A 24339-nucleotide genomic window follows, 5' to 3' on the forward strand; every position below is an offset into this window, starting at 1 on the left:
GTCAGGCACCCGGCAGGCCGGAAACACCGCCGAATCGATTCTCTTCCTCGTTGCCCGGCAGAAGCATGACCGGGAAGAGGACGAACACACCCAACGGGATGAAGGCGATCACGACGTACCAGCCGGACTCGTCGATGTCGTGCAGTCGTCGAACGGCCAGGGCCAGCATGGGCGGAAGGAGGACGATGACCGCGCAGACCGTCATGACCCACCCCAGCGTCCGGAATGGCTCGAAGGCCTCCCCGTCGAGCAGCACGGTGCCCGTCAGCCAGTATCCGCCGTCCATCAAGGTGTAGCCCACTGCCACCACAAGGGCAGCAGACAGGGAGTACGACCAGAACTCCTTCCGGTTGGATCGCCCTGAAAAATCAAAGCAACGCCTGAGGGGCAAAAGTGCGGGGATCATTCGCGCTCCGGGCAGCGGACGATGGGAGGCAAGGGTTAACGATCTTTTAGCATCCCCAAGCCCAGCACCAACTGAACCCTGCGGCCCAGCGGGCCCGGCAGACAGCGGAGGTTGCAGGAGCCCGCCGCGGCAGCCGCGCAGCCAGAGACGCAGCGCGAACTACCGCACATTTCCATAGACGTGGGCATTCTGAATCGGATCACTGGCTTGCAGCAGTGGCGGATTGGTCGAATTCCAGTTTTCCAGAATGGCGCCTCTGCTAGCGTCACGACTCACTCATGGATTCGAGGTTTTGAATGGCTGCGATTTCTTTTCCGCTGATGCTGGCACTGCTTTCCACCCAGGCCCCGATGGCCGCAAACGCGGAAGGTGACTACACCAGAGCCGCGGGGGCTTCGATCGGGCCTGGCATCTGCGACCCCGGCATGGACATGCTGCCGAACGGCGGAGGGGTGGTGATCCGGCGCTGCGGCACGAATGGAACGGTCGCTGGCGTTGGCAGCAATATCGATGCTGCGACGGCCAACGCCAATGGCTTCCTTGCCGTCGCCGAGGAAGGACCCGTCTGCAGTGTCTTCGCACGCGATCCCTATGTCAGCATCCCGGCACCGGGTGTTGGCATCAAAGCGGAATGCAGTTCCACACCGCTTTCCGCCTATGGCATGACGACCACCACTGCGGGACAGAACGTACTTGAGCTGGCCATCAACCTGGCGGCGACGCAGGCCTGGTGCAATGTCGACTACTACTATGGGTCGGCGCATGGCTATAAGTATCCCTACACCTGCAACCGCCCGGGCCAGTCCTGGAGCGTTGCCGGTCTTGGCTCCAGCGTCGACGATTCAAACGCAATGGCAATGCGGCTTGTGAAGAAATCATCCAAGACCGGTACGCACTGCTATTTTGACAACGCCGAGTTGAATGGCGTCGTCTTCCGCGCATACCTGCACTGCAACGGATCGACCTATACCGGTTTCGGGAGTTCCGTCACTGCCGCGGCCAAGGACGCGGCTGCGCAAGCGGGCGCATAAGCCACCCGGGCTGTGGCTCGGAAGAGCCACAGCCCGACGCATTGAAGAATGAGGTTCCGGCGCCGTTGCCACACGCTGGACTGGGGTGTGGTTCAACGATTGCGCCGCGTCTGCCTGGGGTGAACACCCTGGAGACATGGAGCGGGCGATGGGAATCGAACCCACGTCAGTAGCTTGGGAAGCTACAGCTCTACCATTGAGCTACGCCCGCATTGCGGGTGAAAGTCTATGCGGAGCGGCCGGTGTTGCGCAATGGTGGCCGCCGCACCCGCCGGGCATGGCCCGGCGCTGCCGTGCAGGCATCCCAGGCACCTTGCGGTGCCCGGGATGTTGCATTCATCAGAAGCTGCCACCCACGGTGGCGAAGATCGTCGCGTCACGGGCACGCTTCTGCGCGGCCGTGGTGCTCAGGCCAACGTTGCCCTGCAGGCCGAACAGATCCATGCGCGCACCCAGTACGGCAGTGGCGTAGTTCTTGTCGAAGTCCAGGCCCGGCACGCGGTAGCTGCCCAGTTCCGGCAGGGTCTGCAGCCACGCGCTGGCCTGCTTGGTGTCCTCGAATTCGTGGTCGTAGGTCACCTGCACGTACGGCTTGACGGTGCCGCCATCGAAGCGTGCCTGCCAGCCAACGCGGCCGACGGTCGAGTCGACGTTCTGGCGGTCGTAGCCCAGGGCGGTGGCCAGCGTGCCCGCAGCGGCGCTTTCGCTGTAACCGTCGATCTTGACCTTCTGCCAGATCACCGCAGCGATCGGGCCGTGGCGGAAGCCACCTTCGGTGCCGAACTCGTAACCGGCATTCAGTGCAGCGGTCAGGTTGCTGCCGTCCGGCGAGCCACCGTGTTCGCGGGTAGCCGGGCCCAGCTGGACCTTGCGGTTCACGTCATACGACAACCAGGTGTAGCTGACCTGGCCGTTGACCCAGACGCGGTCGCCATACCAGGCAGCGAACAGGCCGGCGGTGGTGTCCTTCTGGGTGAAGTCGCCACGGCTGTTGCCGAAGTCGGCACTCATGCGACCGAAGCCGGCGAAGCCGCCGACCACCACGCCGTTGCGTGCCCAGTCGACACCGAACAGGCCGGCCGGCGCCACGCCGTCGTACAGGTCGGCGTGGTCATAGCGCTGCAGGTCACCGCGCACGCCACCCCACCACGACAGGCCATCGGCCGGACGGGCGCCCAGGTGGTTGCTGACCTGGTCGGCACGCGAACGGCCGACGGTCTGTGCCGAGTGGCTCAGCACCTGCTGCAGGCGCGGAGCCTCCAGCACCGAGACGGCGTACTGGCCCAGCAGCTGGTGACCGGTAACGGTGGGATGCACGCCATCGGCGAACAGATAGGTCTGGTACGCATCGGGGCTGACGTAGGTGGTCGGGTTGCAGCCGATGATGCTGCCCGTGGTGTTGGCCGGGTTGATCTTGCAGGCGGTGCCGGTGACGTTGGTGAAGCCGTACATGCCCGGGTTGGCGGTCACTTCACGCAGGATGCTGAAGGTATCGAGCGGAATGAACTCGATGCCCGCCTGCTTCAGGCCGCCATACAGCGCCTTGTTGTAGCCGACCGACATGGCGGTGGCAGCCGCTGCATTGGGGCCGCGGAACTGCGGGGTGATGCCCACGTCCGGCAGGTTCGGCACCAGCACGTACTGGGCACCGGCCTGCTTCAGGGCACCGACCAGCGCGATCTGGTCGGTGACCGCCGCACCGATGATGCCCTGCACCTGGGCCGGCGGCGCACCCGCACCGGCAGCGCCGGCGGCGGCAAACAGGTCGTTTGCGCCACCCCAGACGGTATACAGGGCGTTACGGTCAGCCTTGCCACCGTTTGCCGCCAGGTAGCGGGCCGCCTGCGACTTCAGAGACGGGATCGCGCCGAGGGCACCGCTGCCTTCGACCGACACGCGGGCGCCGCCGACAGCGTAGTTGTCGCCGTTCTGGCCGTTGCCGTTGGGGTCCTTGTTGAGGCCGTAGTAATTGGCGACCTGCTGCGACCACACCCAGCCCGGGTTGGTGGTGAACTGGCCGGAGAGCCCCTGCGTGGCCTCGGGCAGCAGCGGGCGGAAGTAGCCGGCGTCGGTGAGGCTGTCACCGAAGAACACCGCCTTGGAGTACGGATTTTCGCCTGCCATGGCCGGCAGCGCGGCCAGTGCGATCGCAGCCGCCATGAGGGAGCGGATCGGGTGTTTGCTGAGCTGCATCTAGGAACTCCTGTGGGGTAAACAAGTTGGAATCCGGCGCACGTACGCCGGCGCACGGTCAATGGTTTCACCGCGCCGCCGTTTGCTCACGCTGCGCCGCCGCATGGATTGTCGCCTGACCACGCCGAACCCTGCTGTGCCGGAGCTGGCGCCCGGTTCAAATTACAAACGTTCCGATCCCGACGGGCTATCAGCGACAATGCAGGGATGAACATCCAGCTCAACGGCGAACCCCGCACCCTGCCCGCCTCGGCGACCCTCCACGACCTGCTTGAGGCCGAGCAGCTGCTGCAGCGCCGGGTGGCGGTGGAGGTCAACGGCGAGATCGTCAGCCGCAGCCGCCATGGCGAGCATCTCCTGGCCGAAGGCGACGTGGTGGAGATCGTGCACGCGCTGGGCGGGGGCTGAGGCCATCCCGGGTAGTGCCGGCCACTGGCCGGCAATCCGACGTTGTCAGGCACCCTGCATCTGCCGGCCAGCGGCCGGCACAAACCCTACCCATCCACGGCCTGCACGCCATTGCGTGATCCCATCTTCAGGCGGATAAGCGATAATCGCGCCATGAACGTTCATGTCTCCCCCGATTCGCTGGTGATCGCCGGCAAGACCTATGGCTCGCGGCTGCTCACCGGCACCGGCAAGTTCAAGGATCTGGAAGAAACCCGCCTGGCCACCGAGGCTGCAGGCGCCCAGATCGTCACCGTGGCCATCCGCCGCACCAACATCGGGCAGAACCCGGGCGAGCCGAACCTGCTCGACGTGCTGCCGCCGGAGCGCTACACCATCCTGCCCAACACCGCCGGCTGCTACACCGCCGAAGACGCGGTGCGCACCTGCCGGCTGGCGCGCGAACTGCTGGACGGCCACAACCTGACCAAGCTGGAAGTGCTGGGCGACCAGAAGTCGCTGTACCCGGACGTGGTGCAGACCCTCAAGGCCGCCGAACAGCTGGTCAAGGACGGCTTCGAGGTGATGGTCTACACCTCCGACGACCCGATCCTGGCCAAGCGCCTGGAAGAGATCGGCTGCGCTGCAGTGATGCCGCTGGCTGCGCCGATCGGTTCGGGCCTGGGCATCCAGAACAAGTACAACCTGCTGCAGATCATCGAAGACGCCAAGGTGCCGATCATCGTCGACGCCGGCGTGGGCACCGCGTCGGATGCGGCGATCGCGATGGAGCTGGGCTGTGACGGCGTGCTGATGAACACCGCCATTGCCGGTGCGCGCAGCCCGGTGCTGATGGCCAGCGCCATGCGCAAGGCGGTCGAGGCCGGCCGCGAGGCCTTCCTGGCCGGGCGCATCCCGCGCAAGCGCTACGCCAGCGCCTCCTCCCCGGTGGATGGGTTGATCGGCTGATGACCAATCCCTTCGACAGCGCCGGTTCCAAGGCCCCGCCCAAGCCCTTCACCGTGAGCGAGGGCCGCCGCGAGGTGCGCAGCTTCGTGTTGCGCCAGGGCCGCTTCACGCCTGCCCAGCAGCGCGCGTTCGACGAACGCTGGCCGCGCTTCGGCATCGACTACAACGGCCAGCCGCGTGATCTGGACGCTACCTTCGGCCGCCCGGCGCACAAGGTGCTGGAAATCGGCTTCGGCAACGGTGCCGCGCTGCGCTTCGCTGCCCAGCACGATCCGTCGCGTGACTACATCGGCATCGAAGTGCACGCGCCCGGCGTGGGCCGGCTGCTGAACGCGCTGGCCGACGACAACGCCGACCATGTGCGCCTGTACCACCACGATGCGGTGGAAGTGCTGCAGAACGAGATCGCCGATGGCGCGCTGGATGAAGTGCGCATCTACTTCCCGGACCCGTGGCACAAGAAGCGCCACAACAAGCGCCGCCTGCTGCAGCCTGCATTTGCCGAGCTGCTGGTGCGCAAGCTGCGCCCGGGCGGCCGCCTGCACTGCGCCACCGACTGGGAAGACTACGCCGAGCAGATGTGGGACGTGCTCGACGCCACCGCTGGCCTGGTCAACCGCGCCGGCCCGCGTGGCAGCGTGCCGCGCCCGGACTGGCGGCCGCAGACGCACTTCGAGACCCGCGGCCAGAAGCTCGGCCACGGCGTCTGGGACCTGCTGTACGACCGCACCTGACGATCGCCTGAGGACACCGCGCCCCACATGGATACCGCGCTGACGCTGACCAACGACATGAAGCTCGTGCTCGGGCTGGTCGGCTTCACGATGGCGATGTTCCTGTTCGAGCGCATCCGCGCCGACGTGGTCGCGCTGGTGGTCCTGGTGGTGCTCGGTGTCACCGGGCTGATCGCGCCGGAGGAAATCTTCGGCGGCTTCTCCGGTAACGCGGTGATGAGCATCATCGCCACCACCATCCTCGGTGCGGGCCTGGACCGCACCGGGGCGCTGAACCGGCTGGCCGCGTGGCTGCTGCGGCGCGGCCATGGCGTCGAGCAGCGGCTGCTGATGATGACCACGGCCATTGCCGGCCTGAATTCCTCTTTCATGCAGAACCCGTCGGTGATGGCGCTGTACCTGCCGGTCGCCTCGCGACTGGCAGCGCGCACCGGGTTGACCCTGCAGCGCCTGCTGCTGCCCATTTCGGCGGCAATCGTGATGGGTGGTGCGCTGACCATGGTCGGCAATTCACCGTTGATCCTGCTGAACGATCTGCTGGCCTCGGCCAACAACAACCTGCCTTCCGGCCTGGCCACGATCGAGCCGCTGCGCATGTTCGCGCCGCTGCCGATCGGCGTGGCGCTGCTGATCGCTTCGCTGCTGTATTTCCGCTACTACGGCGACCGCAAGCTGGTGGAAGAGGAAAGCCTGGTCAACGACGGGGTCACCCCGGCGCGCACCGAAAGCTACTTCGCCAAGACCTATGGCATCGAAGGCGATGTGTTCGAGCTGGTGGTCAGCGCTGAAAGCCCGCTGGTCGGCATGACGCTGGGCGAGGCCGAGAACCTGCATGACGCGCCGCTGCTGCTGGCCCTGAAAACCGGCAACGACACCCGCCTGGCGCCACCGGCGGAAATGCGCATCTGGGTCGGCAGCGTACTGGGGGCGATGGGCCCGCGCGAGCAGATCCACGATTTCGCGCAGAACCAGTTCCTGCGCATGTCCTCGCGCCTGAAGCACCTGGGCGACCTGTTCAATCCCAGCCGCGCCGGCATCTCCGAGGCGGTGGTGCCGCCTACCTCGAACGTGATCGGCAAGAGCGCGGCCGATCTGCGCCTGCGCAAGGAGCGCGGCATCAGCCTGCTGGCGATCAACCGCGACAAGCAGGTGATCCGCGAGGACGTGCGCGACGTGCAGCTGCGCGCCGGCGATATGCTGGTCTTCCACAGCATCTGGACCGACCTGGCGCAGGCCGCCCGCAGCCGTGACTTCGTGGTGGTGACCGACTACCCGACCGGCGAGCAGCGCCCGCACAAGTTCAAGATCGCCATGGCGATCTTCGCCTTGACCATCCTGATCGCGCTGACCAGCAAGCTGCCGGTGGCGCTGACGCTGATGACCGGCGTGGCCGGCATGCTGCTGACCGGCGTGCTGCGCATGGACGAGGCCTACGCCTCGATCAACTGGAAGACGGTGTTCATGATGGCCGGGCTGATCCCGCTCGGCTGGGCGATGGATTCCAGTGGCGCGGCGGCATGGGTGGCCGGCCATACCATCGACAAGCTACCCACCGGTATTCCGGTATGGGTACTGGAGGTGGCGCTGGCGCTGCTGACCACGGCGTTCTCGCTGGTCATCAGCCATGTGGGCGCCACCATCGTGATGGTGCCCATTGCGGTGAACCTTGCGCTGGCGGCGGGCGGCAACCCGACGGCATTCGCGCTGATCGTGGCGCTGTCGGCGTCCAACAATCTGATGACGGCCTCCAACCCGGTGATTTCGATGATCACCGGCCCGGCCAACTACACCCCGCGCGAGATGTGGCGGGTCGGCGGCCCGCTGTCGCTGATCTACACCTGCGTGGTGGTGCTGATGATCAACCTGATGTTCTGAGGGTTGGGTTTGTTGGCAGGGCTGCGCCCTGCACCCGCAGAGGCCGAAGCAACGGCAACGGCAAAAGCGTGCATTTCGTGGGATGGCGGGGTGGGTCCGGTTGCGGGGGACGCTGCAAGTCCCCCTCCGGGGCCCGGCCCAGCCGCTGGCGGCTGTGCGTTCGGGCGCTTGCGAAGCAGTGCTTCGCAAGCAAAGCGCCCTCACCCATGTAAGCTCGGTCGCCGCTTGCTCGTGTGCGCTTTCCTGCGCACACGGCAAGACCGGGGTTGGGCGTCCTGCCCAACCCGCCCGAGGCATGCCTCGGGCCCATGCGGCTCACGCCCCCGCAACCGGACCCACCCCGCCTTCGACAGATTTCTGCGATCTGTCGGAACGGCGTCGTGCACCGCTTTGGTAGGTGTCGACCTTGGTCGACACGGTAGATCCACGCCATGCGTGGATGGATCTCTGGATATCTGTTGATCCGGTGGGTGCGGACCGTTGGTCCGCACACCGATAGGTCAGGCCAGGTAGATTTGCCCGTCGCGCACATCCACCGGCACGGCGCGCAGGCGGTCGCCCTTGCAGGGGCCGGCGATGCAGTCGCCGCTGTCCAGCGCGAACGAGGCGCCGTGGGCGGCGCACACCAGGTGGCCTTCGCGGCTCTTCAGGAACTGGCCCGGCGCCCAGTCCAGGCGACGGCCGGCGTGCGGGCAGATGTTCAGGAACGCACGCACCTGCGCGCCGTCGCGGTACAGCACCAGCGATTCGGCATCGCCATCAACCACCGCTTCGACCTCGGCAAACGCGCCATCGGCAATGGCATCAAGGGCGATCAGGGCAGCGGCGGCAGTCATGGCGAAGGCTCGGACAGTAAACGCGCATTGTCGCACGCCCGCTCAGGTGACTGGCTGCAACATGAACACAAGTCATTGATTCGTAATAAGCACAGGCTATATTTAACGAGTTTTTCACTCAATGACAGTGGCACCTCCCGATACTCTGGTTTCGCTGATCCCAGCCTATCGAGCCGTCATGTTCAATCGCGCATCCGCCTTCAACCAGTTCCGCACCCTGTTCGCGCCGCGCAAGCCGCGTCACCCGCTGGTGCGCGTGGCCGTGGGCCTGCTTGGCCTGGCGATCCTGGCCGCGATGGTGTTCATCGGCGTATTCGTCGGTGCGGCAATGATCCTGGTCGGCCTGGCGTGGAAGCTGCTGGCCTCGCGCAAGCCGGGCGTTGCCCGTCCGGTCGATCCGACCGTGGTCGAAGGCGAGTACCGCGTGGTGCGCAAGCCGGTGCTGCCGGCCTCGCGTTGATCCACGCCCTCCGCGCCCGCTGACGGCGGGCGCCATGCGTTCTAGACTGCGGGCACGCCCTTCCTGGATGCCCGCATGTCCGATGTCTCCGATGTGATCCCTGCCGTAGCCCTGCCGCGTGTGCCGGTAGCCGGTGGCGGCAGCTTCCCCGTGCACCGTATCTACTGCGTCGGCCGCAACTTCGCCGACCATGCCCGCGAAATGGGCGCAGCAGTGCCGGCGGCCGACGATCGCGGCCGTCCGATGTTCTTCAGCAAGCCGGCCGATGCGATCGTGGTCGGCCACGACGATGCCATCCCCTATCCCCCGGCAACCGCCAACCTGCACCACGAAGTGGAGCTGGTGGTGGCGATCGGCCGTGATGCGCCAGCCGGCGAACTGGCCGTGGCCGATGCCGATGCTCTGGTCTACGGCTATGCCGTCGGACTGGATCTGACCCGCCGCGACCTGCAGGCCGCCGCCAAGGACAAGGGCCATCCGTGGGATGCAGCCAAGGGCTTCGATGCCTCGGCACCGATCAGCGAGATTGTCCATGCCGCTGAAGTGGGCGACCTGGCCGCGCTGAACCTGTCGCTGGAGGTCAACGGCGAAGTGCGCCAGCAGGCGCTGCTGGACCAGATGATCTGGAACGTGCCGGAGATTCTGCATGAGCTGTCCAAGCTGTGGCAGCTGCGTGCCGGCGACCTGGTGTTCATGGGTACCCCGTCCGGAGTGGCCGCGCTGAAGCCCGGCGACCGCTTCAGTGCCCGCCTGGAAAACGTGGCCGAGCGCCACGGCGTGATCGCCGGCTGACATCACCTGCGCTACCCTGCGCGCTGTCCACTTCCCCCACCGGAGAAAAACAACAATGGGAATGCTCACCGAGTTCAAGGAATTCGCGATGCGCGGCAACGTCATCGACCTCGCCGTCGGCGTGGTGATCGGCGCGGCCTTCGGCAAGATCGTGACCGCACTGGTCGAGAAGATCATCATGCCGCCGCTGGGCATGCTGATCGGCAAGGTGGATTTCTCGCAGCTGGCCTGGACGTTGTCACCGGCCAGCATCGGTGCCGACGGCAAGGAAATCCCGGCCGTGGTGATCGGCTACGGCGACTTCATCAATACGCTGATCCAGTTCGTGATCGTGGCCTTCGCCATCTTCCTGGTGGTCAAGACGATCAACCGCCTGTCGCGCAAGCAGGAAGCCGCCCCGGCCGCACCGGCCGAGGAAGTGGTGCTGCTGCGCGAGATCCGCGACAGCCTGAAGAAGTAAGGGTGCTGGGCGCCGACTGGCGCCCCACCCATCTGTAGAGTCGAGCCATGCTCGACTGGGCGAAATGAAGCAGTCGAGCATGGCTCGACTCTACATAAGCATGTGAAAGCCCCGCCCTGGCGGGGCTTTCGCTTTGCCGGTCATGGCGGAAAACAGCGTTCGCGCCAGCCATGACCTCCCGCCCATGCGCCGGGCTGAACGACTGTTAAGCTCCAAGGCTTGGTCCCTTCCCGGAGCTGTCCATGCGTCGCCGCGTCCTTGCCATCGCATCCTCCCTCGCCCTGCTGGCCGCCCCGGCCTTCGCGGCGCCGCACACCACCACCCTGCCCCCGGCGTCGCTGGCCACCGCCGCGCAGCTGCGCGACCAGGCGCTGGCCGATGACACCGGCTGGAAAGTGGTTGAATCGCTCACCACCGAAATCGGCCCGCGCATCGCCGGCAGCGAGGCCGACGCCCGCGCCGTGGCCTGGGCCGAAGCCAAGTTCAAGGCCCTCGGCTTCGACAAGGTGTGGAAGGAACCGGTGACGTTCCCGAAGTGGGAGCGCCGCAGTGAACACGCCGCGGTGACCGGCAGGAACCCGCAGCCGCTGCAGATCACGGCGCTGGGTGGCAGCCCGGGCGGCACCGTTGAAGCCGAAGTGGTCCGCTTCGCCGACCTGGCCGCACTGCAGGCCGCACCGGCCGGTTCGCTGAAGGGCAAGATCGCGTTCGTCGATTACCAGATGCTGCCGTTCCGCGATGGCCGCGACTATGGCCGTGGTGGCGCGATCCGCAGCAAGGGCCCGTCCGAAGCAATTCGCAAGGGCGCGGTCGGTTTCCTGATGCGCTCGGCCGGTACCGACTCGCATCGCGTGCCGCACACCGGCATCACCCGCTTCGACGACGGCCTGACCCCGGTGCCGTCTGCAGCACTGTCGGTGCCCGACGCCGACCAGCTGGCCCGCCTGCTGGCACGTGGCAGCACCACGGTGAAGGTGGCGCTGGACTGCGGTTGGGATGGCACCGCCACCTCGTACAACGTGATCGGTGAGATCACCGGCCGCAGCCTGCCGAAGGAAGTGGTGGTGATCGGCGGCCACCTGGATTCCTGGGATCTGGGCACCGGCGCGGTGGATGACGGCGCAGGCGTGGGCATCACCATGGCTGCGGGCCATCTGATCGGCCAGCTCAAGCAGGCGCCGAAGCGCACCATCCGCGTGATCGCGTTCGCCAACGAAGAACAGGGCCTGTATGGCGGCAAGGCCTACGCCGAGGCGCATGCCAAGGACGTGGCCCTGCACCAGCTGGCGGCCGAGAGTGACTTCGGTGCCGGCCGCATCTATGCCTTCAATACCGGTTCGCCGAACCCGGAAGGCTCGCGCGAAGCGACGAAGCAGATTGCCGAAGTGATGAAGCCGCTGGGCATCGAGTACCAGGCCGACAAGGGTGGCCCGGGCCCGGACGTCGGCCCGTTGGCCGCCAAGGGTGGCGCGTGGGCATGGCTGGCGCAGGACGGCTCGGACTACTTCCACCTGCACCACACCGCCGACGACACGCTGGACAAGATCGACCCGAAGGCGCTGGCGCAGAACGTGGCCGCGTACACCGTGTTCGCGTACCTGGCCGCGGAAGCCGATGGCAGCTTCGGCAGCGAGGCCAAGGCGACCACGCCGCCGAACGAATGATGCGGTAGCGCCGGGCCATGCCCGGCGAAAGCAGCGGGAAGAGCGGTGCGAACCAAGGTTCGCACCCACCTGGCAAGGGCGCACCCACCGGGCGATGGCGTGGGTCAGAGCCCTCGCCGTGGCGAGGGATCTGCCCCGATCCTGTCAGCCCTCCCACACGCTGGTGTTGCGCACACCCAGCAGCTTCGGGTTGAACAGCGGATCCTTGCCCGCCTGGCGATGCTGTTCGTAGTCGCGCAGCGCCGCCAGCGCTGGCTTCTGCAGCAGCAGGATGGCGATGATGTTCAGCCAGCTCATCAGGCCGACGCCGATGTCGCCCAGCGACCACGCGATCGTTGCACTGTTCACCGCTGAGTAGCCGGTCGCGGCCAGGAACAGAAGCTGGAACCCGCCCATCACCCACGGCGCGGGACGATCACGGCACAGGTAGCTGATATTGGTCTCGGCCATGTAGTACAGCGCCAGGATGGTGGTGAACGCGAACGGCAGGATCGCCAGCGCCACGAACGAGCGGCCGAAGCCCGGCAGCGCGGACTCCACCGCGTGCTGCACGAAGCGCGGCCCGGCCTCGACGCCAGGCAGATTGCCCAGCAGCAGGCGCGCCTCATCCGGAATGCCGTTCACAGCCGGGTCGTAGACGTTGTACAGGCCCGTGGACAGGATCAGGAAGGCGGTAGCACTGCACACCACCATCGTGTCGATGTAGACCGAAAATGACTGCACCAGGCCCTGCTTGACCGGATGGGTGACTTCGGCGGCGGCGGCTGGATGCGCACCGCTGCCCATGCCGGCCTCGTTGGACAACACGCCACGGCGCACGCCCCACTGGATGGCGGTGCCGATCATTGCACCGAACGCTGCATCCACACCGAATGCACTGCGCAGCACCAGCATGATCACCTCCGGCACTTTCTCTGCATTGAGCACCATTACCAGTGCCGCCACCAGCAGATACGCCACCGCCATCAACGGCACCACCCACTCGGCAACCCGCGCGATGCGGCGCACACCGCCGATCAGGATCACGCCCAGCACCACCAGCAGAACCGCCGTGGTGGTCATCACCGGCACGTCCCAGGCTTCGTTCACCGCACTGGTGATCGCATTGGACTGGGTGCCGGCCAGCATCGCACCGGCCAGCACGGTGACCAGCGCAAACAGCACTGCATACCAGCGCTGGCCCAGGCCTTTCTCGATGTAGTACGCGGGGCCACCGCGGTACTGGCCCTTGGCATCGCGGTCCTTGTAGATCTGTGCCAGCGTGGATTCGATGAAGGCGCTGGAGGCGCCGAGGAAGGCGACGATCCACATCCAGAAGATCGCGCCCGGGCCACCAAAGGCGATGGCCATGGCAACGCCGGCGATGTTGCCGACGCCGACGCGGCTGGACAACGACAGCGACAGGGCCTGGAACGGTGACACACCGGCTTCGGAGCGCTCGTGCCGGAACATCAGGCGCAGCATCTCCGGCAGCGCGCGCAACTGGATGAAGCGGGTACGCACGCTGAAGTACAGGCCGGCGAGCAGGCAGAGCACCACCAGGTACGGGCTCCAGACGATGCCGAGGATGGTGTTGACGATGGATTCGATGTTCATCGGCAGCCCCTCAGAAGAACATGCCCAGGGCGACCTGGGGGCTGATGATGCGGCCGGTGTTGCGCCCGGCCACGGTGAATTCGACGCCGGCGATCAGGCCCAGCGACGGGCTGAAGTGATACTCCACCGCCGGCGCCAGGCTGACGTTGCGGCTGGCCGGACGGTGCTCTTCAATCCGCTCGATCGCACCACTGCCGTTGCGTGCGAAGCCGCTCAGACGCTGGCCGGTCTCGCGGCTGGCGGCCATTTCCATCACCCCCACCCAGCGCGAATTGAAGCTGTACTCGGCGCCTACCGACAGGCCCAGTACCGAGCCGCGCGAAATGTGCCCCTGGAAGCTGTCATCGGTGCCGTACACGCTGGTGCCGGAAATGGCAGTGCGCGACGGTGCCGGCCCGGCGCTGAGCTGGGCGCGCCAGCGCACGGGGCGGTCATTGCCCAGCCACACCACCTGCTGCACGCCCAGCGCCGCGGTGGTGCGCTGCACGCCGTCACCCTGCGCATCCAACGGATTGCCGGTGATGCGATCGTGGCTGCCGGTACTGAAGCGCTGCACAAGCGCGACCGAGATGGCCGGCCGGGTGCCATCGGCATTCGGCGCCTGCAGCAGGTACTGCAGGCGCGCGGTGGTGTCACCGGCGCGGAAGCCGCTGCTGCGCGCACTGCCGGATTCGGAGCGCGAGGCGCTGAGATTGACCTGGCCCATCACCCGGTCACTGAAACCATAGATGATCGGCACCACCGTGGCCCAGGCGCCACTGTGCTCGGCACTGCGGCGACGATCACCGTTGTTGTCGTAGTGGTCGCGGCTGTCGACCCGCACCAGATAGGGCTCGATGTACCAGCTGCCCTGCGGCAGGCCGGCGGGATTGGGAGTGATCAGCGGTCCCGTGAAATTGACGCCATCCAGACTGCGTTCCGCGGCCTGTAGCGATGGTGCGGCAAGCGCAGCGAGTGCCAGCACCAGGCAAGTGCGACGTGTGCGGCGTTGGATTCGATGCATGGAACCACTCCTGTACGACGTTGGAAGGAACTCCACCGTGCGGCGCGGGAAACGGCCCAGCAATGAGACAAATACTAAAATCGCTTGCGTACCCATCAAGCGTGTTTGAAGCAACGTAAGCTGACGCAGATGACCCAGTTTGCTGCGCGTGCATTGTTTGCGCTCTTGCGCCGCGCAAAAGAAAACCCGGCCGCGAGGGCCGGGTCAGGAGATCAACACAGCATCAGCACGACGGGATCAGCCGTGGCGGCGGCTCGCCCACTGCGCCAGCAACACGGCCGTGGCCGAGGCCACGTTCAGGCTTTCCACCGCGCCGCTGCCGGGAATCGACAGCTGCTGGTCACACTGACTGGCCAGGCCGCGGTCCATGCCCTCGCCTTCGGCGCCCATCACGTACACCAACCGTTCCGGCAGCGACGCACGGAACACGTCGTCGCCACCATCAACGAGGGTCGCAGCCAGCCCGAAGCCGGCCGCACGCAGCTGCGCCATCGCCTGGGCGGTCTCCGGCAACTGCACCAGCGGCACCGACTCCGCACCACCTTCGGCCACGCGCGCAGCGGCACCGGACAGCGCCAGCGTGCTGCCAGCCGGCAGCAGCAGCGCCTTGACGCCGAAGTGCGCGGCCGAGCGCAGGATCGCACCGAAGTTGTGCGGATTGCCGACACCGTCCAGCCACAGCGCCAACGCCGGGCCTTCGCCCAGATCCTCCAGCCACTGCGCCAGCGGTACGACAGGCGCGCGCAGCACGTCGGCCACCAGGCCTTCGTGGTGCGTGGTAGCGGCCAGTTTGTTGAGGTCGCCCTCCTCCACCACGCGGTAGCCCACACGGTTGGCCACGCACCACTTCAACACCGGCTGCATGCGCGGAATCAGCGCGTCCACCAGGTACAGCTTGCGCAGCGCCTGCGGGCGCTTGGCGAACAGGGCCTGCACGGCGTTCCAGCCATACAGGCGCAGTTCGTCATTGCCACGCCCCGGCGGTGGCGGGGTGCCGCCCTCACGCGGTGGCAGCGGGGTGGCCCGCGGCGGTCGCGACGACGGGCGGCGGGCGTTCTTCCAGGGATCATTCACTACGGGACAACTCCAGCTTGCGTTGACGCCAGAAATCGGCGTTCTTGATGCCCAGGGCATCGGGGTCGAAAATCGGATCCAGGCCCAGCTTCTTCTGCCGCTCGTAATCGCGCAGGGCCAGGATGGCCGGCTTCTGGATGATGAGGATGGCGATGATGTTCAGCCAGGCCATCAGGCCCACGCCGATGTCACCCAGCGCCCAGGCCAGGGTTGCATTATGGAACGCGCCGAACACCACCATGCCGATGATGCCCAGGCGCAGCACCAGCACGGTCAGCGGACGCTTCTTGTTGTGGTTCACATAGCTGAGATTGGTCTCGGCCATGTAGTAGTACGCCATGATGGTGGTGAAGGCGAAGAAGAAGATGGCGATGGACACGAACGCCGAGCCCCAGCCCGGCAGCACGGCTTCCACACCCGCCTGGGCATAGCCCGCGCCTTCCGGAATGCCGGCCAGGCCCTGGAAGATCGGCGGGGCGCCGGCACCTGCCGGCGAGTACACGTTGTAGGTGCCGCTGGCCAGGATCAGGAACGCGGTGGCGGTGCACACCATCATGGTGTCGAAGTAGATGGCGAAGGCCTGCACGTAGCCCTGCTTGGCCGGGTGCGAGACTTCCGAGGCGGCTGCCGCGTGTGGGCCCGAGCCCTGGCCGGCTTCGTTGGCGTAGATGCCGCGCTTGATGCCCCACTCCACCGCCAGGCCCATCATCGCGCCGAACGCGGCGTGGGTGCCGAAGGCGCTGCTGAAGATGATGCCGAACATCTCCGGCACGCGATCGTAGTTGATGATCATGATGACGATGGCGGTCAGGATGAAGGCTGCCGCCATGAACGGCACCACCACTTCGGCGAAGTTGGCGATGCGCTTGACGCCACCGAAGATCACCACGCCCAGCAGCAGCGCCACCACGATGCCGATGCCCAGCTTCAGCGCCTGCACCGACTCCATGCCGAAGGCCTGGCCATCGAGCGGGCCGCACAGTGCGGTGCCACGGCAGGCGTTGATGATGCTGTCGGCGATGGCATTGGCCTGCACGCCGGGCATCAGGAAGCCGGCGGCAATGATCGTGGCGATGGCGAAGGCCAGCGCGTACCACTTCAGGCCCATGGCCTTTTCGATGTAGTACGCCGGGCCACCACGGTAACGGCCTTCGGCGTCCTTGGTCTTGTAGATCTGTGCCAGCGTACATTCCACGTACGAGGTGGATGCGCCGAGGAAGCCCATCACCCACATCCAGAAGATCGCACCGGGGCCGCCGAAGGCGATGGCGGTGGCCACGCCGGCGATGTTGCCGATACCCATGCGCCCGGCCATCGACATGGCCAGGGCCTGGAAGGACGACACACCGGCGTCGGATTTCTCACCCTTGACGGTGAGGCGGCACATCTCGAGGAAGCCGCGGATCTGCATGAAGCGCGTGCGCAGGCTGAAGAACAGGCCGGCGCCCAGGCACACGAAGATCAATGCCTTGCTCCAGATGATGCTGTTGATGAAATGTACGGTAGCTTCCACGCGCGCTCTCTCCAGTCGGCGGGTTGTGAGGACGTCCCGTCGGCTGGAAGGGACCGGTCGATTCTCCCTGATCGAAGGCCGCTGCGGTAGCGCTGTGTTGTAGAGCCGAGCCCATGCTCGGGGTGGTGATGACGGCGGCCGGGCACGGCCTCGGCTCTACCGCGGCCGGTCCGCGTGTTCAGGGCAGCTGCGTGCGCACCCGGGCGAAGCGGCGCAGGTCGTGCAGCACGCCGCGCTTGTAGACCGCGCAGCGGTCCACGCCTTCTTCCTGGAAGCCGTTCTTTTCCAGCACCCGGGCCGAGCCGAGGTTGAAATCGACCACCCCGGCCTGCAGCCTGAACAGGCACAGCTCGTCCATCACCCAGGGTGCGAACAGTCCGACCACCCGGGTCATCAGCCCCTGGCCCCAGTACGCCTGGCCCAGCCAGTAGCCCAGTTCCGCCATGTGCCCGCGCTCGGCACTGCCCTGCTGGGCCCCGACGCTGCCGCAGGCCTGGCCGTCGATCTCGATGGCCAGGTTCAGGGTGCCGGGGGCCAGCACGCGACCGGCGAGGAAGGCCTCGCCATCCTCGCGCGTGTACGGGTACGGGAAACGATCACGCAGGCCCCGCGATACCTCGGCGTCGTTGGCATGGCGCAGCAGCGATTCCAGATCATCCGGGCGCCAGGGGCGCAGTTGGAAGCCGTCGCCTCGCAGCACGGTGGTCGGATCAGGCATGACCACCCACCGACGGCGACTCCGCCTCCTGCTTCTCCAGCTCGCGCTTCACCGCTTCCGGCGAGCGGGTGTAGGGCGCCAGCCGCGCGTAGAACGCCGGCACCACGAACAGCGACAGGAACGTCGAGAGGGTCACACCGAAGATGATCACGATGCCGATGGTGCCACGGCTGGCCGAACCGGGGCCACCGGCCACCACCAGCGGAATCGCACCGACCACGGTGGCGATCGAGGTCATCAGGATCGGGCGCAGGCGCACCATCGCCGATTCGATGATCGCCTCGCGCACGGTTCTTCCGTCGTCACGCAGCTGGTTGGCGAATTCAACAATGAGGATGCCGTTCTTCGCGGCCAGGCCGACCAGCATGACGATGCCGATCTGGCTGAACAGGTTCACGGTACCGCCACTCACCCACAACCCGACCAGCGCGCCGAGCACGCCCAGCGGCACGGTCAGCATGATGGTGAGCGGGTGGATGAAGCTCTCGAACTGTGCGGCCAGCACCAGGTACACCACCAGCAGCGCCATGGCGAAGGTCAGCAGCACCGCGCCGCCGGCACTCTGGTATTCGCGCGATTCGCCCTTCCAGTTCACCTGCGCGTACTGCGGCAGCTCTTCGCGCGTGACCTGCTGCGCCCAGGCAATCGCCTCGCCCAGCGGATAGCCCGGCGCCAGGCCCGCGTTGATGGTGATCGAGCGCAGGCGGTTGAAGCGGTTCAGGGTGCCGGCCTCGGCCACCTCACTCAGCGTGACCAGGTTGGACAGCGGCACCAGTTCGCCGGACGTCGCGCGCACGCGGATGGCGGCCAGGTCGGCCGGGCTGGCACGGCCATCGCGACCGGCCTGGACCAGCACGTCGTACTCTTCGCCGTTGTCGACGAAGGTGGTGACGCGGCGCGAGCCCATCATGGTTTCCAGTGCCGAACCGATCGCGGTGACCGGCACGCCGAGGTCGGCCGCACGCTGGCGGTCGATGTTGACCCGCATCTGCGGCCGCGTTTCCTTGTAATCCGAGTCCGGACCGACCAGGCCGGGGTTGTCGGCCATGCGCAGCAGGATGCGGTCGCGCCACTGCGCGATCTCGGCATATTCCGGGCCGCCCAGCACGATCTGGAACGGCTGCCCGCCGCTGCGCACCAGGCCACCGCCCACCTGCGTACGCACGCGCACGCCGCGGATGGTGTCCAGTTCCTTCTGCAGTTCGTTGGCCACTTCCGGCGTGCCTTCGCTGCGCTGGCGCCACGGCTGCAGGAAGATGCTGACGCGGCCGGTGTGCATTTCCTCGCTGGCACCCCAACCACCGGGCACGCGTGGATTGGCGCGCACGATCGGTTTGTCCGGGCCAACATGCGGTGCCAGCATCGATTCCACCTGCTGCACCTGCTGCACGGTGTAGTCGTAGCCGGCGCCTTCCGGGCCATCGATCATGATCTGGAACGAACCGCGGTCTTCGGCCGGCGCCAGTTCCGACGGCAGCAGCTTGAGCAGGCCCCAGCTGGCGGCCAGTGCGGCCACCATCACCAGCAGGTAGATCCAGGTGCGGTCCACGTGGTGGTCGAGCACCCGCCCATAGGCCCCGGCCAGGCGCTCCAGGTTGCGGTTGATGAAACCATGCAGGCCACGCGGCGCCTGCCCGGTATGCGGCTTGAGCAGCTTGGAGGCCATCATCGGCGTCAGCGTCAGCGCCACGAACGCGGACAACGCCACTGCTGCGGCCAGCGCCACTGCCAGTTCGCGGAACAGCCGTCCCGTGTTGCCCTCCAGGAAACCCACCGGCAGGAACACCGCCACCAGCACGGCCGTGGTGGCGATCACTGCGAACGCCACCTGCGCGGTACCGCGTTTGGACGCCACCAACGGCGGTTCACCCAGATCGATGCGGCGCTGCACGTTCTCCACCACCACGATCGCATCGTCCACCACCAGGCCGATGCACAACACCAGGGCAAGCAGGGTCAGCAGGTTGATCGAGAAGTCGAACGCATACAGCGCGATGAAGGCGGCGACCAGGCACACCGGCACCGTTACTGCCGGAATCAGTGCAGCACGGAAACTGCCGAGGAACAGCCAGATCACTGCCAGCACCAGGATCATCGCCTCCACCAGCGTGGCGTAGACGCGGTCCACTGCGGCTTCGATGAAGGTGGTGTTGTCGAAGGCAACGAAGATCTGCGTGCCCTTGGGCAGGGTCAGCGCGACCCGTTCGGCTTCAGCGCGCGCAGTACGCGCCACGTCCAGCGAGTTGGCGGTGGAGGTCTTGACGATGCCCAGGCCGATGCCCGGCTCGCCGTTGCTGCGGTAGTACGCGCGGCGCTCGGCCGAGGCCAGCTCGATCTTCGCCACATCGCCCATGCGCACCACGTAACCGTCACGACCCTTGCCCAGCGGGATGGTCGCGAAGTCTTCGGGCTTGATGTAGTTGCGCTCCACGCGCAGGGTGAAATCGCGGTCGGTCGACTCGATGCGGCCGGCCGGCAGTTCCACGTTCTCGTTGCGCAGCGCGGTTTCCACGTCGCCGGTGGTCAGTCCGCGCGCCGCCAGCTGGTCACGGTCCAGCCAGATCCGCATCGCATAGCGCTGGCGGCCGCCGATGCGGACCTGGGCCACGCCGTCGAGGCTGGAGAAACGATCGACCACGTAGCGGTCGGCGTAGTCGCTCAGCTCCAGCGTGTCCATGGTCGAGGAGACCATGTTGAACCAGATGATCGGGTCGGCATCGCTCTCGACCTTGGCGATTTCCGGCGGCCGCGCCTCTTCCGGCATGCGGTCGGCGACGCGGCTGACCGCATCGCGCACATCGTTGGCCGCCGCTTCGATATCGCGGTTGGAGGTGAACTCGATGCTGACCTGCGAGCGGCCGTTGGTGCTGCGCGCGTTGATCGTATCGATGCCTTCGATGCCGGCCAGCGCATCTTCCAGTACCTGGGTGATGCGGCTTTCGATGACCGCGGCCGAAGCGCCGGTGTAATCCACTGATACCGACACGATCGGCGGATCGATGGCGGGCAGTTCGCGCAGGGTCAGGCGGGTGAAGGACATCACGCCCAGCACCAGCAGCAACAGGCTCATCACCACGGCGAACACCGGCCGCTGGATGGAGATGTCGGACAGCTTCATCCGCCGTGGCCCTCGGCCGCGACCGGCGCCGGTGCATCAGCCGGCTTCGCACCCGTGACCGGTGCCGCGTCCTTGGCCGCGACCTTCAGGCCCGGGCGCAGCTTGCCGGTGCCATCGACCACGATGCGCTGGCCCGCTTCCAGGCCCTGCCTGATCTCGACCACGCCGGCACGGCGCGCGCCGGTGACCACATCCACGCGCTCGACGCTGTCGTCGGCGGTGATGCGGTACACGAAGGTATCGCGACCGACCTGCACCACGGCGATTTCCGGAATCACCAGCGCCGGGCGCTCGGGGTGGAACAGGCGCACGTCCAGCAGCATGCCCGGGCGCAGGGCATGGTCGCCGTTGGCGAAGTCGGCCCGTACGGTCACCGCACGGGTAGCCGGATCGATGCGTGCGTCGACGGTGCTGACCACGCCCTCGAAGGTACGGCCTGGCCACGCCACGCTGGTGGCACTGACCTTGTCACCGACGCCGAGCGCGGCCAGTTCCACTTCCGGCACCTGGAAATCGATGTGCATGTGTTCGATGTCGTCGAGCGTGGCGATCACCGTGGTCGGCGTCAGCAACGTGCCCGGGCTGACCTGGCGGATGCCGAGCACACCGGCGAACGGTGCACGCACGCGGCGGTCACCGATGTCCGACTGCATCTGCGCCACACGCGCCTCGGCGGCATCGCGGATCGACTTCTGCGTATCCAGCGTGGCGCTGGACACCAGCCGCTGCGTGGCCAGCTCGCGCTGGCGCTTGTACAGCTGGTCGGCCTCATGGAAGGTGGCCTGCGCCTGCACCAGCGCGGCCTCCTGGGCCTGCCCGCGCAGGGTCACGATCGGCGCACCGGCGGCAACATGCTGGCCGCTTTCGAAGTGCACCTTCTCGACGATCTCGCTGACCTTGGCGGTGACGCTGATCGATTCGCGCGCCTTGGCCGTACCCAGTGCCTGCAGCGTGTCGTTCCACTGCGTGGACTGCACGACCTGCGCGGTGACCGGCACCGCTTCTCCCTGCCGACGGGCGGCGGCCTCCTGTTTGCCCGCGCACCCGGCCAGCACGGCCAGGCTGAGGCCAAGGGCCAGGGTCGAAGCGATGCGAGCCAACATGAACGGTCCTGAGTGATCCACGGCCGCCGAGTGTAGGCAAGCGCCCACAGAAGCGATATGTGCCAAGCGTTTACTGGCGTGGAACCGGCGTCGCGATAGCGCCGTGAACCCGTTCCGTGCAAGGCTGACCGCAGCGGTGTCGGCATGTGTCGAGGTGTATCCAGCCGTGCACCGCAGGCGTTGCCATCGTAGAGTCGAAGCTGCCCGGCAGAGGGCGTCGGGCGGGGGCGGATCCTGGCGGGGATCCGGCCCCGGTTTTTTTTTACACCCGGCGGATCAGTACCGGTAGTTCACCTTCATCCACAGGCTGCGGCCCGGCTCGTTGATGCGCACCGGGTCAGCCGGAAAACCGAAGTCGGCGCTGCCGGCCAGATTCAGGTGCTCGCTGTAGGCACGGTCGAACAGGTTGTCGACGCCCGCGCTGAGCTGCAGCTGCGAACTGAAGCGGTAAGCAGCGTTGAGCGCGAAGGTGGCGAAGCCGGCACTCGGCCCCAGGTCCTGCGCGACCACATTGCCTTGGCCATTTGCGACACGATGCTGGTGGGTCACCGCGCGCAGCAGCGCACCGGCACTCCAGCGCTGGCCTTCCCAGTTCGCGCTCAGGCGTGCTTCCAGTGGTGGCATCTGCGGCAGCGGGCGATGCTGGTCGCGGTTCTCGCCCCAGGCATAGGCCAGCGTGCCGCCCAGCTTCCACTGCTCGGCCACGCTCACTTCCAGGCCCGCCTCGGCACCGGCAATGCGGGCATCGACGTTGCGGGCCTGGCTCATGCCCATCATGCCGCTGCCGTGGTAGGTGAACAGGATGTAGTCCTGGATCTGCCCGGCGTACGCCGACACCCACGCCTGCACACGGGGCCCCTTGTATTGCATGCCCACATCAAGCTGGGCGGTGCGCTCGGGCTGCACGCCGGTGAACGCGTTCACCGCACCGGCCGGGCCGTGGTTGGGCGAGAACAGCTCCCAGTAGTCGGGCATGCGTTCACTGTGGCCGAGGCCGGCGTACCAGGTCAGGCCATCGGCCAGGTCCTGCTCGTAGCGCAGGAAGCCGCTGCCAAGCCATTCCTTGCGCTGCAGGCCAGCGGTCGGGTTCGGCCGGTTGCCCATCATCCCGCGCACCGACTGCCGCTCATCGCGGACGCTCGCGCGATCGATGCGCAGGCCGCTGATCCAGCGCTGGTCGGTGCCGGCGCCGAGGGTCAACTCGGTGAACACGCCATAGCGGCGGAAGTTGGCATCGGTTTCCCAGGCGGCCTGGCGGTAGGTGTCGCGGCCCATGCCCATGCGGCCACGATGGCGGCTGTCTTCGCCATCCATACCCGCCACCAGCTGCACATCCTGCCAGCGCCACTCGGAACTGACCCGGCCGCCCTGGGTACGGCGATCCACGTTCGACGCCATCGGCATCGGCATCATGCTGTGCGGGTTCGGCGTGCGCAGCGTGTAGTTGTCCATCACATGGTCGGCGTTGTTGTAGTACACGTTGGCCTGCAACGTGTCCCATGCCCCCGGCAGGTTGCGCTTCTCGAAACGCGCCGCGTAGCTGGTGCGTTCGAACGCGGCACCGTCCATGCCACGGCCCGCGTAACGCGCGATCGCATCACCGGCACCGGCGGAAATTTCCAGCAGCGTGTCGGCATCCGGCGTCCAGCCGATGGCCACGTCGCCGTTCCACTTGCGCCACTTCGACGGCACCACGTCACCGTGGCCGTCCTTGTAGTCATCGGCTTCGGAACGGTTGCCGCTGGCGCGTACGTAGCCGGTCGGGTTGCCCAGGGTCAGGTCCAGCACCTGGTCGTTGCGGTTGCGCGAACCGACCAGCGCACTGGCATCGGCACGCAGGCCCGGCTCCTCGAAGCGCGGCGTATCGCGCTCGAAACGCACGGTGCCGGCCGACGCGCCCGCCCCCCAGCGCACGCTCTGCGGGCCCTTGATGATGGTCAGCCGGTCGAAGCTCTCCGGCGCGATGTAGGACAGCGGATTGTCCATGCGCGACGGGCAGGCACCGATCAGGTTGCCATCGTTGCTGAGGATGTTCAGGCGCGAACCGAACATGCCGCGCAGCACCGGGTCGCCGTTGGTGCCGCCGTTGCGGATGGCGGAGAAGCCGGGGACGGTCTTCAGGTAATCGGCACCGTCGCTGGCCGGCACCGGCTGCCGCGGCAGGCGCGGGTCGGTCACCCAGTGCAGCGGGGACGACGGTGCGGCGGCGGTGACCACCATCGTGTCGAGGGTACGTGCCTCTTCGGCAGGCGCAGCGTGGGCCAGTGACGCGGCCACGGCCAGGCCAAGGGCAACCGGCAGGCGCGCGCAGGCGCCCGCGGGGCGGGAAGTCATTTTCATCGGAACAGCTCCAAAGTACGCACGCGCGCACGGCGCCCGGTCAGGCGTCGTGCGGCAGATTCGATAG

At 66.9% G+C, this 24339-nt stretch carries 20 protein-coding genes and 1 tRNA gene; 9 read left to right on the forward strand and 12 right to left on the reverse strand.

Annotation, left to right across the window (positions count from 1 at the left end):
• Position 1: 1 nt before the first annotated feature.
• Positions 2–406: a DUF805 domain-containing protein gene (locus ACZK2R_RS18240; RefSeq protein ID WP_049425112.1), complete on the reverse strand. Its 405-nt coding sequence runs from the start codon at positions 404–406 to the stop codon at positions 2–4.
• Positions 407–702: 296 nt separating this feature from the next.
• Here ACZK2R_RS18240 and ACZK2R_RS18245 point away from each other — a divergent pair, with 296 nt between their 5' ends.
• Positions 703–1437, forward strand: a complete 735-nt coding sequence (locus ACZK2R_RS18245; protein ID WP_125892726.1) for a hypothetical protein — start codon at positions 703–705, stop codon at positions 1435–1437.
• 137 nt (positions 1438–1574) lie between these two features.
• Here ACZK2R_RS18245 and ACZK2R_RS18250 read toward each other — a convergent pair.
• Both ACZK2R_RS18250 and ACZK2R_RS18255 read right to left on the reverse strand, forming a co-directional pair.
• Positions 1575–1648: transfer RNA gene (locus ACZK2R_RS18250), tRNA-Gly, on the reverse strand.
• A 128-nt stretch (positions 1649–1776) separates the two neighbouring features.
• On the reverse strand, positions 1777–3630 hold the full coding sequence (locus tag ACZK2R_RS18255) for an autotransporter domain-containing esterase (protein ID WP_049401606.1): 1854 nt from the start codon (positions 3628–3630) through the stop codon (positions 1777–1779).
• A gap of 207 nt (positions 3631–3837) precedes the next feature.
• On the opposite strand from ACZK2R_RS18255, the gene thiS reads away from it, so the two are divergent.
• From thiS to ACZK2R_RS18275, 4 genes are all read left to right on the forward strand, one after another.
• The gene (gene thiS, locus ACZK2R_RS18260) at positions 3838–4038 is read left to right on the forward strand and encodes a sulfur carrier protein ThiS (protein ID WP_049401605.1); all 201 of its coding nucleotides are present in this window, start codon (positions 3838–3840) and stop codon (positions 4036–4038) included.
• Positions 4039–4191: 153 nt separating this feature from the next.
• A complete protein-coding gene (locus tag ACZK2R_RS18265; protein ID WP_010481470.1) occupies positions 4192–4986 on the forward strand; it encodes a thiazole synthase in 795 nt (264 codons plus the stop codon).
• Entirely contained in the window at positions 4986–5720 is a 735-nt protein-coding gene (trmB, locus tag ACZK2R_RS18270; RefSeq protein WP_010481468.1) for a tRNA (guanosine(46)-N7)-methyltransferase TrmB, read from the forward strand. The genes ACZK2R_RS18265 and trmB overlap by 1 nt, the downstream gene beginning before the upstream one ends.
• A gap of 27 nt (positions 5721–5747) precedes the next feature.
• On the forward strand, positions 5748–7595 hold the full coding sequence (locus ACZK2R_RS18275; RefSeq protein ID WP_180838161.1) for an SLC13 family permease: 1848 nt from the start codon (positions 5748–5750) through the stop codon (positions 7593–7595).
• A 500-nt stretch (positions 7596–8095) separates the two neighbouring features.
• Here the strand turns inward: ACZK2R_RS18275 and ACZK2R_RS18280 are convergent, their stop codons facing one another.
• Positions 8096–8431 carry a Rieske (2Fe-2S) protein gene (locus tag ACZK2R_RS18280; RefSeq protein WP_049401603.1) on the reverse strand — a complete coding sequence of 112 codons (336 nt, stop codon included), beginning with the start codon at positions 8429–8431 and terminating at the stop codon, positions 8096–8098.
• A 178-nt stretch (positions 8432–8609) separates the two neighbouring features.
• Between ACZK2R_RS18280 and ACZK2R_RS18285 the strand changes: the two genes are divergently transcribed.
• The 4 genes from ACZK2R_RS18285 (at position 8610) to ACZK2R_RS18300 (ending at position 11807) form a co-directional block, all read left to right on the forward strand.
• Entirely contained in the window at positions 8610–8891 is a 282-nt protein-coding gene (locus ACZK2R_RS18285; protein ID WP_005410817.1) for a hypothetical protein, read from the forward strand.
• A gap of 75 nt (positions 8892–8966) precedes the next feature.
• The gene (locus tag ACZK2R_RS18290) at positions 8967–9683 is read left to right on the forward strand and encodes a fumarylacetoacetate hydrolase family protein (protein WP_107432150.1); all 717 of its coding nucleotides are present in this window, start codon (positions 8967–8969) and stop codon (positions 9681–9683) included.
• Between the two features lie 55 nt (positions 9684–9738).
• Positions 9739–10143 carry a large-conductance mechanosensitive channel protein MscL gene (mscL, locus tag ACZK2R_RS18295; protein WP_032130206.1) on the forward strand — a complete coding sequence of 135 codons (405 nt, stop codon included), beginning with the start codon at positions 9739–9741 and terminating at the stop codon, positions 10141–10143.
• A gap of 242 nt (positions 10144–10385) precedes the next feature.
• Positions 10386–11807, forward strand: coding sequence for a M28 family peptidase (locus ACZK2R_RS18300; RefSeq protein ID WP_012481115.1), 1422 nt, complete (start codon positions 10386–10388; stop codon positions 11805–11807).
• A 144-nt stretch (positions 11808–11951) separates the two neighbouring features.
• Here ACZK2R_RS18300 and ACZK2R_RS18305 read toward each other — a convergent pair whose 3' ends face one another.
• The 8 genes from ACZK2R_RS18305 to ACZK2R_RS18340 form a co-directional block, all read right to left on the reverse strand.
• Positions 11952–13403 carry an alanine/glycine:cation symporter family protein gene (locus ACZK2R_RS18305; RefSeq protein ID WP_180838160.1) on the reverse strand — a complete coding sequence of 484 codons (1452 nt, stop codon included), beginning with the start codon at positions 13401–13403 and terminating at the stop codon, positions 11952–11954.
• Between the two features lie 10 nt (positions 13404–13413).
• Positions 13414–14406, reverse strand: a complete 993-nt coding sequence (locus ACZK2R_RS18310) for a hypothetical protein (protein WP_180838159.1) — start codon at positions 14404–14406, stop codon at positions 13414–13416.
• A 237-nt stretch (positions 14407–14643) separates the two neighbouring features.
• Positions 14644–15480, reverse strand: coding sequence for a TrmH family RNA methyltransferase (locus ACZK2R_RS18315; protein ID WP_125892712.1), 837 nt, complete (start codon positions 15478–15480; stop codon positions 14644–14646).
• Complete coding sequence (locus ACZK2R_RS18320; protein ID WP_180838158.1) at positions 15473–16993, reverse strand: alanine/glycine:cation symporter family protein; 1521 nt, start codon at positions 16991–16993, stop codon at positions 15473–15475. Before ACZK2R_RS18320 ends, ACZK2R_RS18315 begins: the two co-directional genes overlap by 8 nt.
• Before the next feature lie 178 nt (positions 16994–17171).
• Positions 17172–17711, reverse strand: coding sequence for a GNAT family N-acetyltransferase (locus tag ACZK2R_RS18325; RefSeq protein WP_180838157.1), 540 nt, complete (start codon positions 17709–17711; stop codon positions 17172–17174).
• Positions 17704–20829 (reverse strand): efflux RND transporter permease subunit, encoded by a 3126-nt coding sequence (locus ACZK2R_RS18330; protein ID WP_049425136.1) that lies wholly within the window; start codon positions 20827–20829, stop codon positions 17704–17706. Before ACZK2R_RS18330 ends, ACZK2R_RS18325 begins: the two co-directional genes overlap by 8 nt.
• On the reverse strand, positions 20826–21932 hold the full coding sequence (locus ACZK2R_RS18335) for an efflux RND transporter periplasmic adaptor subunit (RefSeq protein WP_253144035.1): 1107 nt from the start codon (positions 21930–21932) through the stop codon (positions 20826–20828). The genes ACZK2R_RS18330 and ACZK2R_RS18335 overlap by 4 nt, the downstream gene beginning before the upstream one ends.
• 276 nt (positions 21933–22208) lie before the next feature.
• The gene (locus ACZK2R_RS18340; RefSeq protein WP_180838155.1) at positions 22209–24272 is read right to left on the reverse strand and encodes a TonB-dependent copper receptor; all 2064 of its coding nucleotides are present in this window, start codon (positions 24270–24272) and stop codon (positions 22209–22211) included.
• Positions 24273–24339: the final 67 nt, after the last annotated feature.

This window comes from Stenotrophomonas sp. 96582_Sma (assembly GCF_056480905.1).

What these genes read in the sequence shown, in the direction of transcription:
- ACZK2R_RS18330 (WP_049425136.1), bottom strand. Translation starts at nt 20,829, where the DNA reads ATGAAGCTGTCCGACATCTCCATCCAGCGGCCGGTGTTCGCCGTGGTG.
- ACZK2R_RS18245 (WP_125892726.1), top strand. Translation starts at nt 703, where the DNA reads ATGGCTGCGATTTCTTTTCCGCTGATGCTGGCACTGCTTTCCACCCAG.
- trmB (WP_010481468.1), top strand. Translation starts at nt 4,986, where the DNA reads ATGACCAATCCCTTCGACAGCGCCGGTTCCAAGGCCCCGCCCAAGCCC.
- mscL (WP_032130206.1), top strand. Translation starts at nt 9,739, where the DNA reads ATGGGAATGCTCACCGAGTTCAAGGAATTCGCGATGCGCGGCAACGTC.
- ACZK2R_RS18340 (WP_180838155.1), bottom strand. Translation starts at nt 24,272, where the DNA reads ATGAAAATGACTTCCCGCCCCGCGGGCGCCTGCGCGCGCCTGCCGGTT.
- ACZK2R_RS18290 (WP_107432150.1), top strand. Translation starts at nt 8,967, where the DNA reads ATGTCCGATGTCTCCGATGTGATCCCTGCCGTAGCCCTGCCGCGTGTG.
- thiS (WP_049401605.1), top strand. Translation starts at nt 3,838, where the DNA reads ATGAACATCCAGCTCAACGGCGAACCCCGCACCCTGCCCGCCTCGGCG.
- ACZK2R_RS18280 (WP_049401603.1), bottom strand. Translation starts at nt 8,431, where the DNA reads ATGACTGCCGCCGCTGCCCTGATCGCCCTTGATGCCATTGCCGATGGC.
- ACZK2R_RS18255 (WP_049401606.1), bottom strand. Translation starts at nt 3,630, where the DNA reads ATGCAGCTCAGCAAACACCCGATCCGCTCCCTCATGGCGGCTGCGATC.
- ACZK2R_RS18325 (WP_180838157.1), bottom strand. Translation starts at nt 17,711, where the DNA reads ATGCCTGATCCGACCACCGTGCTGCGAGGCGACGGCTTCCAACTGCGC.
- ACZK2R_RS18265 (WP_010481470.1), top strand. Translation starts at nt 4,192, where the DNA reads ATGAACGTTCATGTCTCCCCCGATTCGCTGGTGATCGCCGGCAAGACC.
- ACZK2R_RS18240 (WP_049425112.1), bottom strand. Translation starts at nt 406, where the DNA reads ATGATCCCCGCACTTTTGCCCCTCAGGCGTTGCTTTGATTTTTCAGGG.
- ACZK2R_RS18335 (WP_253144035.1), bottom strand. Translation starts at nt 21,932, where the DNA reads ATGTTGGCTCGCATCGCTTCGACCCTGGCCCTTGGCCTCAGCCTGGCC.
- ACZK2R_RS18285 (WP_005410817.1), top strand. Translation starts at nt 8,610, where the DNA reads ATGTTCAATCGCGCATCCGCCTTCAACCAGTTCCGCACCCTGTTCGCG.
- ACZK2R_RS18305 (WP_180838160.1), bottom strand. Translation starts at nt 13,403, where the DNA reads ATGAACATCGAATCCATCGTCAACACCATCCTCGGCATCGTCTGGAGC.
- ACZK2R_RS18300 (WP_012481115.1), top strand. Translation starts at nt 10,386, where the DNA reads ATGCGTCGCCGCGTCCTTGCCATCGCATCCTCCCTCGCCCTGCTGGCC.
- ACZK2R_RS18310 (WP_180838159.1), bottom strand. Translation starts at nt 14,406, where the DNA reads ATGCATCGAATCCAACGCCGCACACGTCGCACTTGCCTGGTGCTGGCA.
- ACZK2R_RS18275 (WP_180838161.1), top strand. Translation starts at nt 5,748, where the DNA reads ATGGATACCGCGCTGACGCTGACCAACGACATGAAGCTCGTGCTCGGG.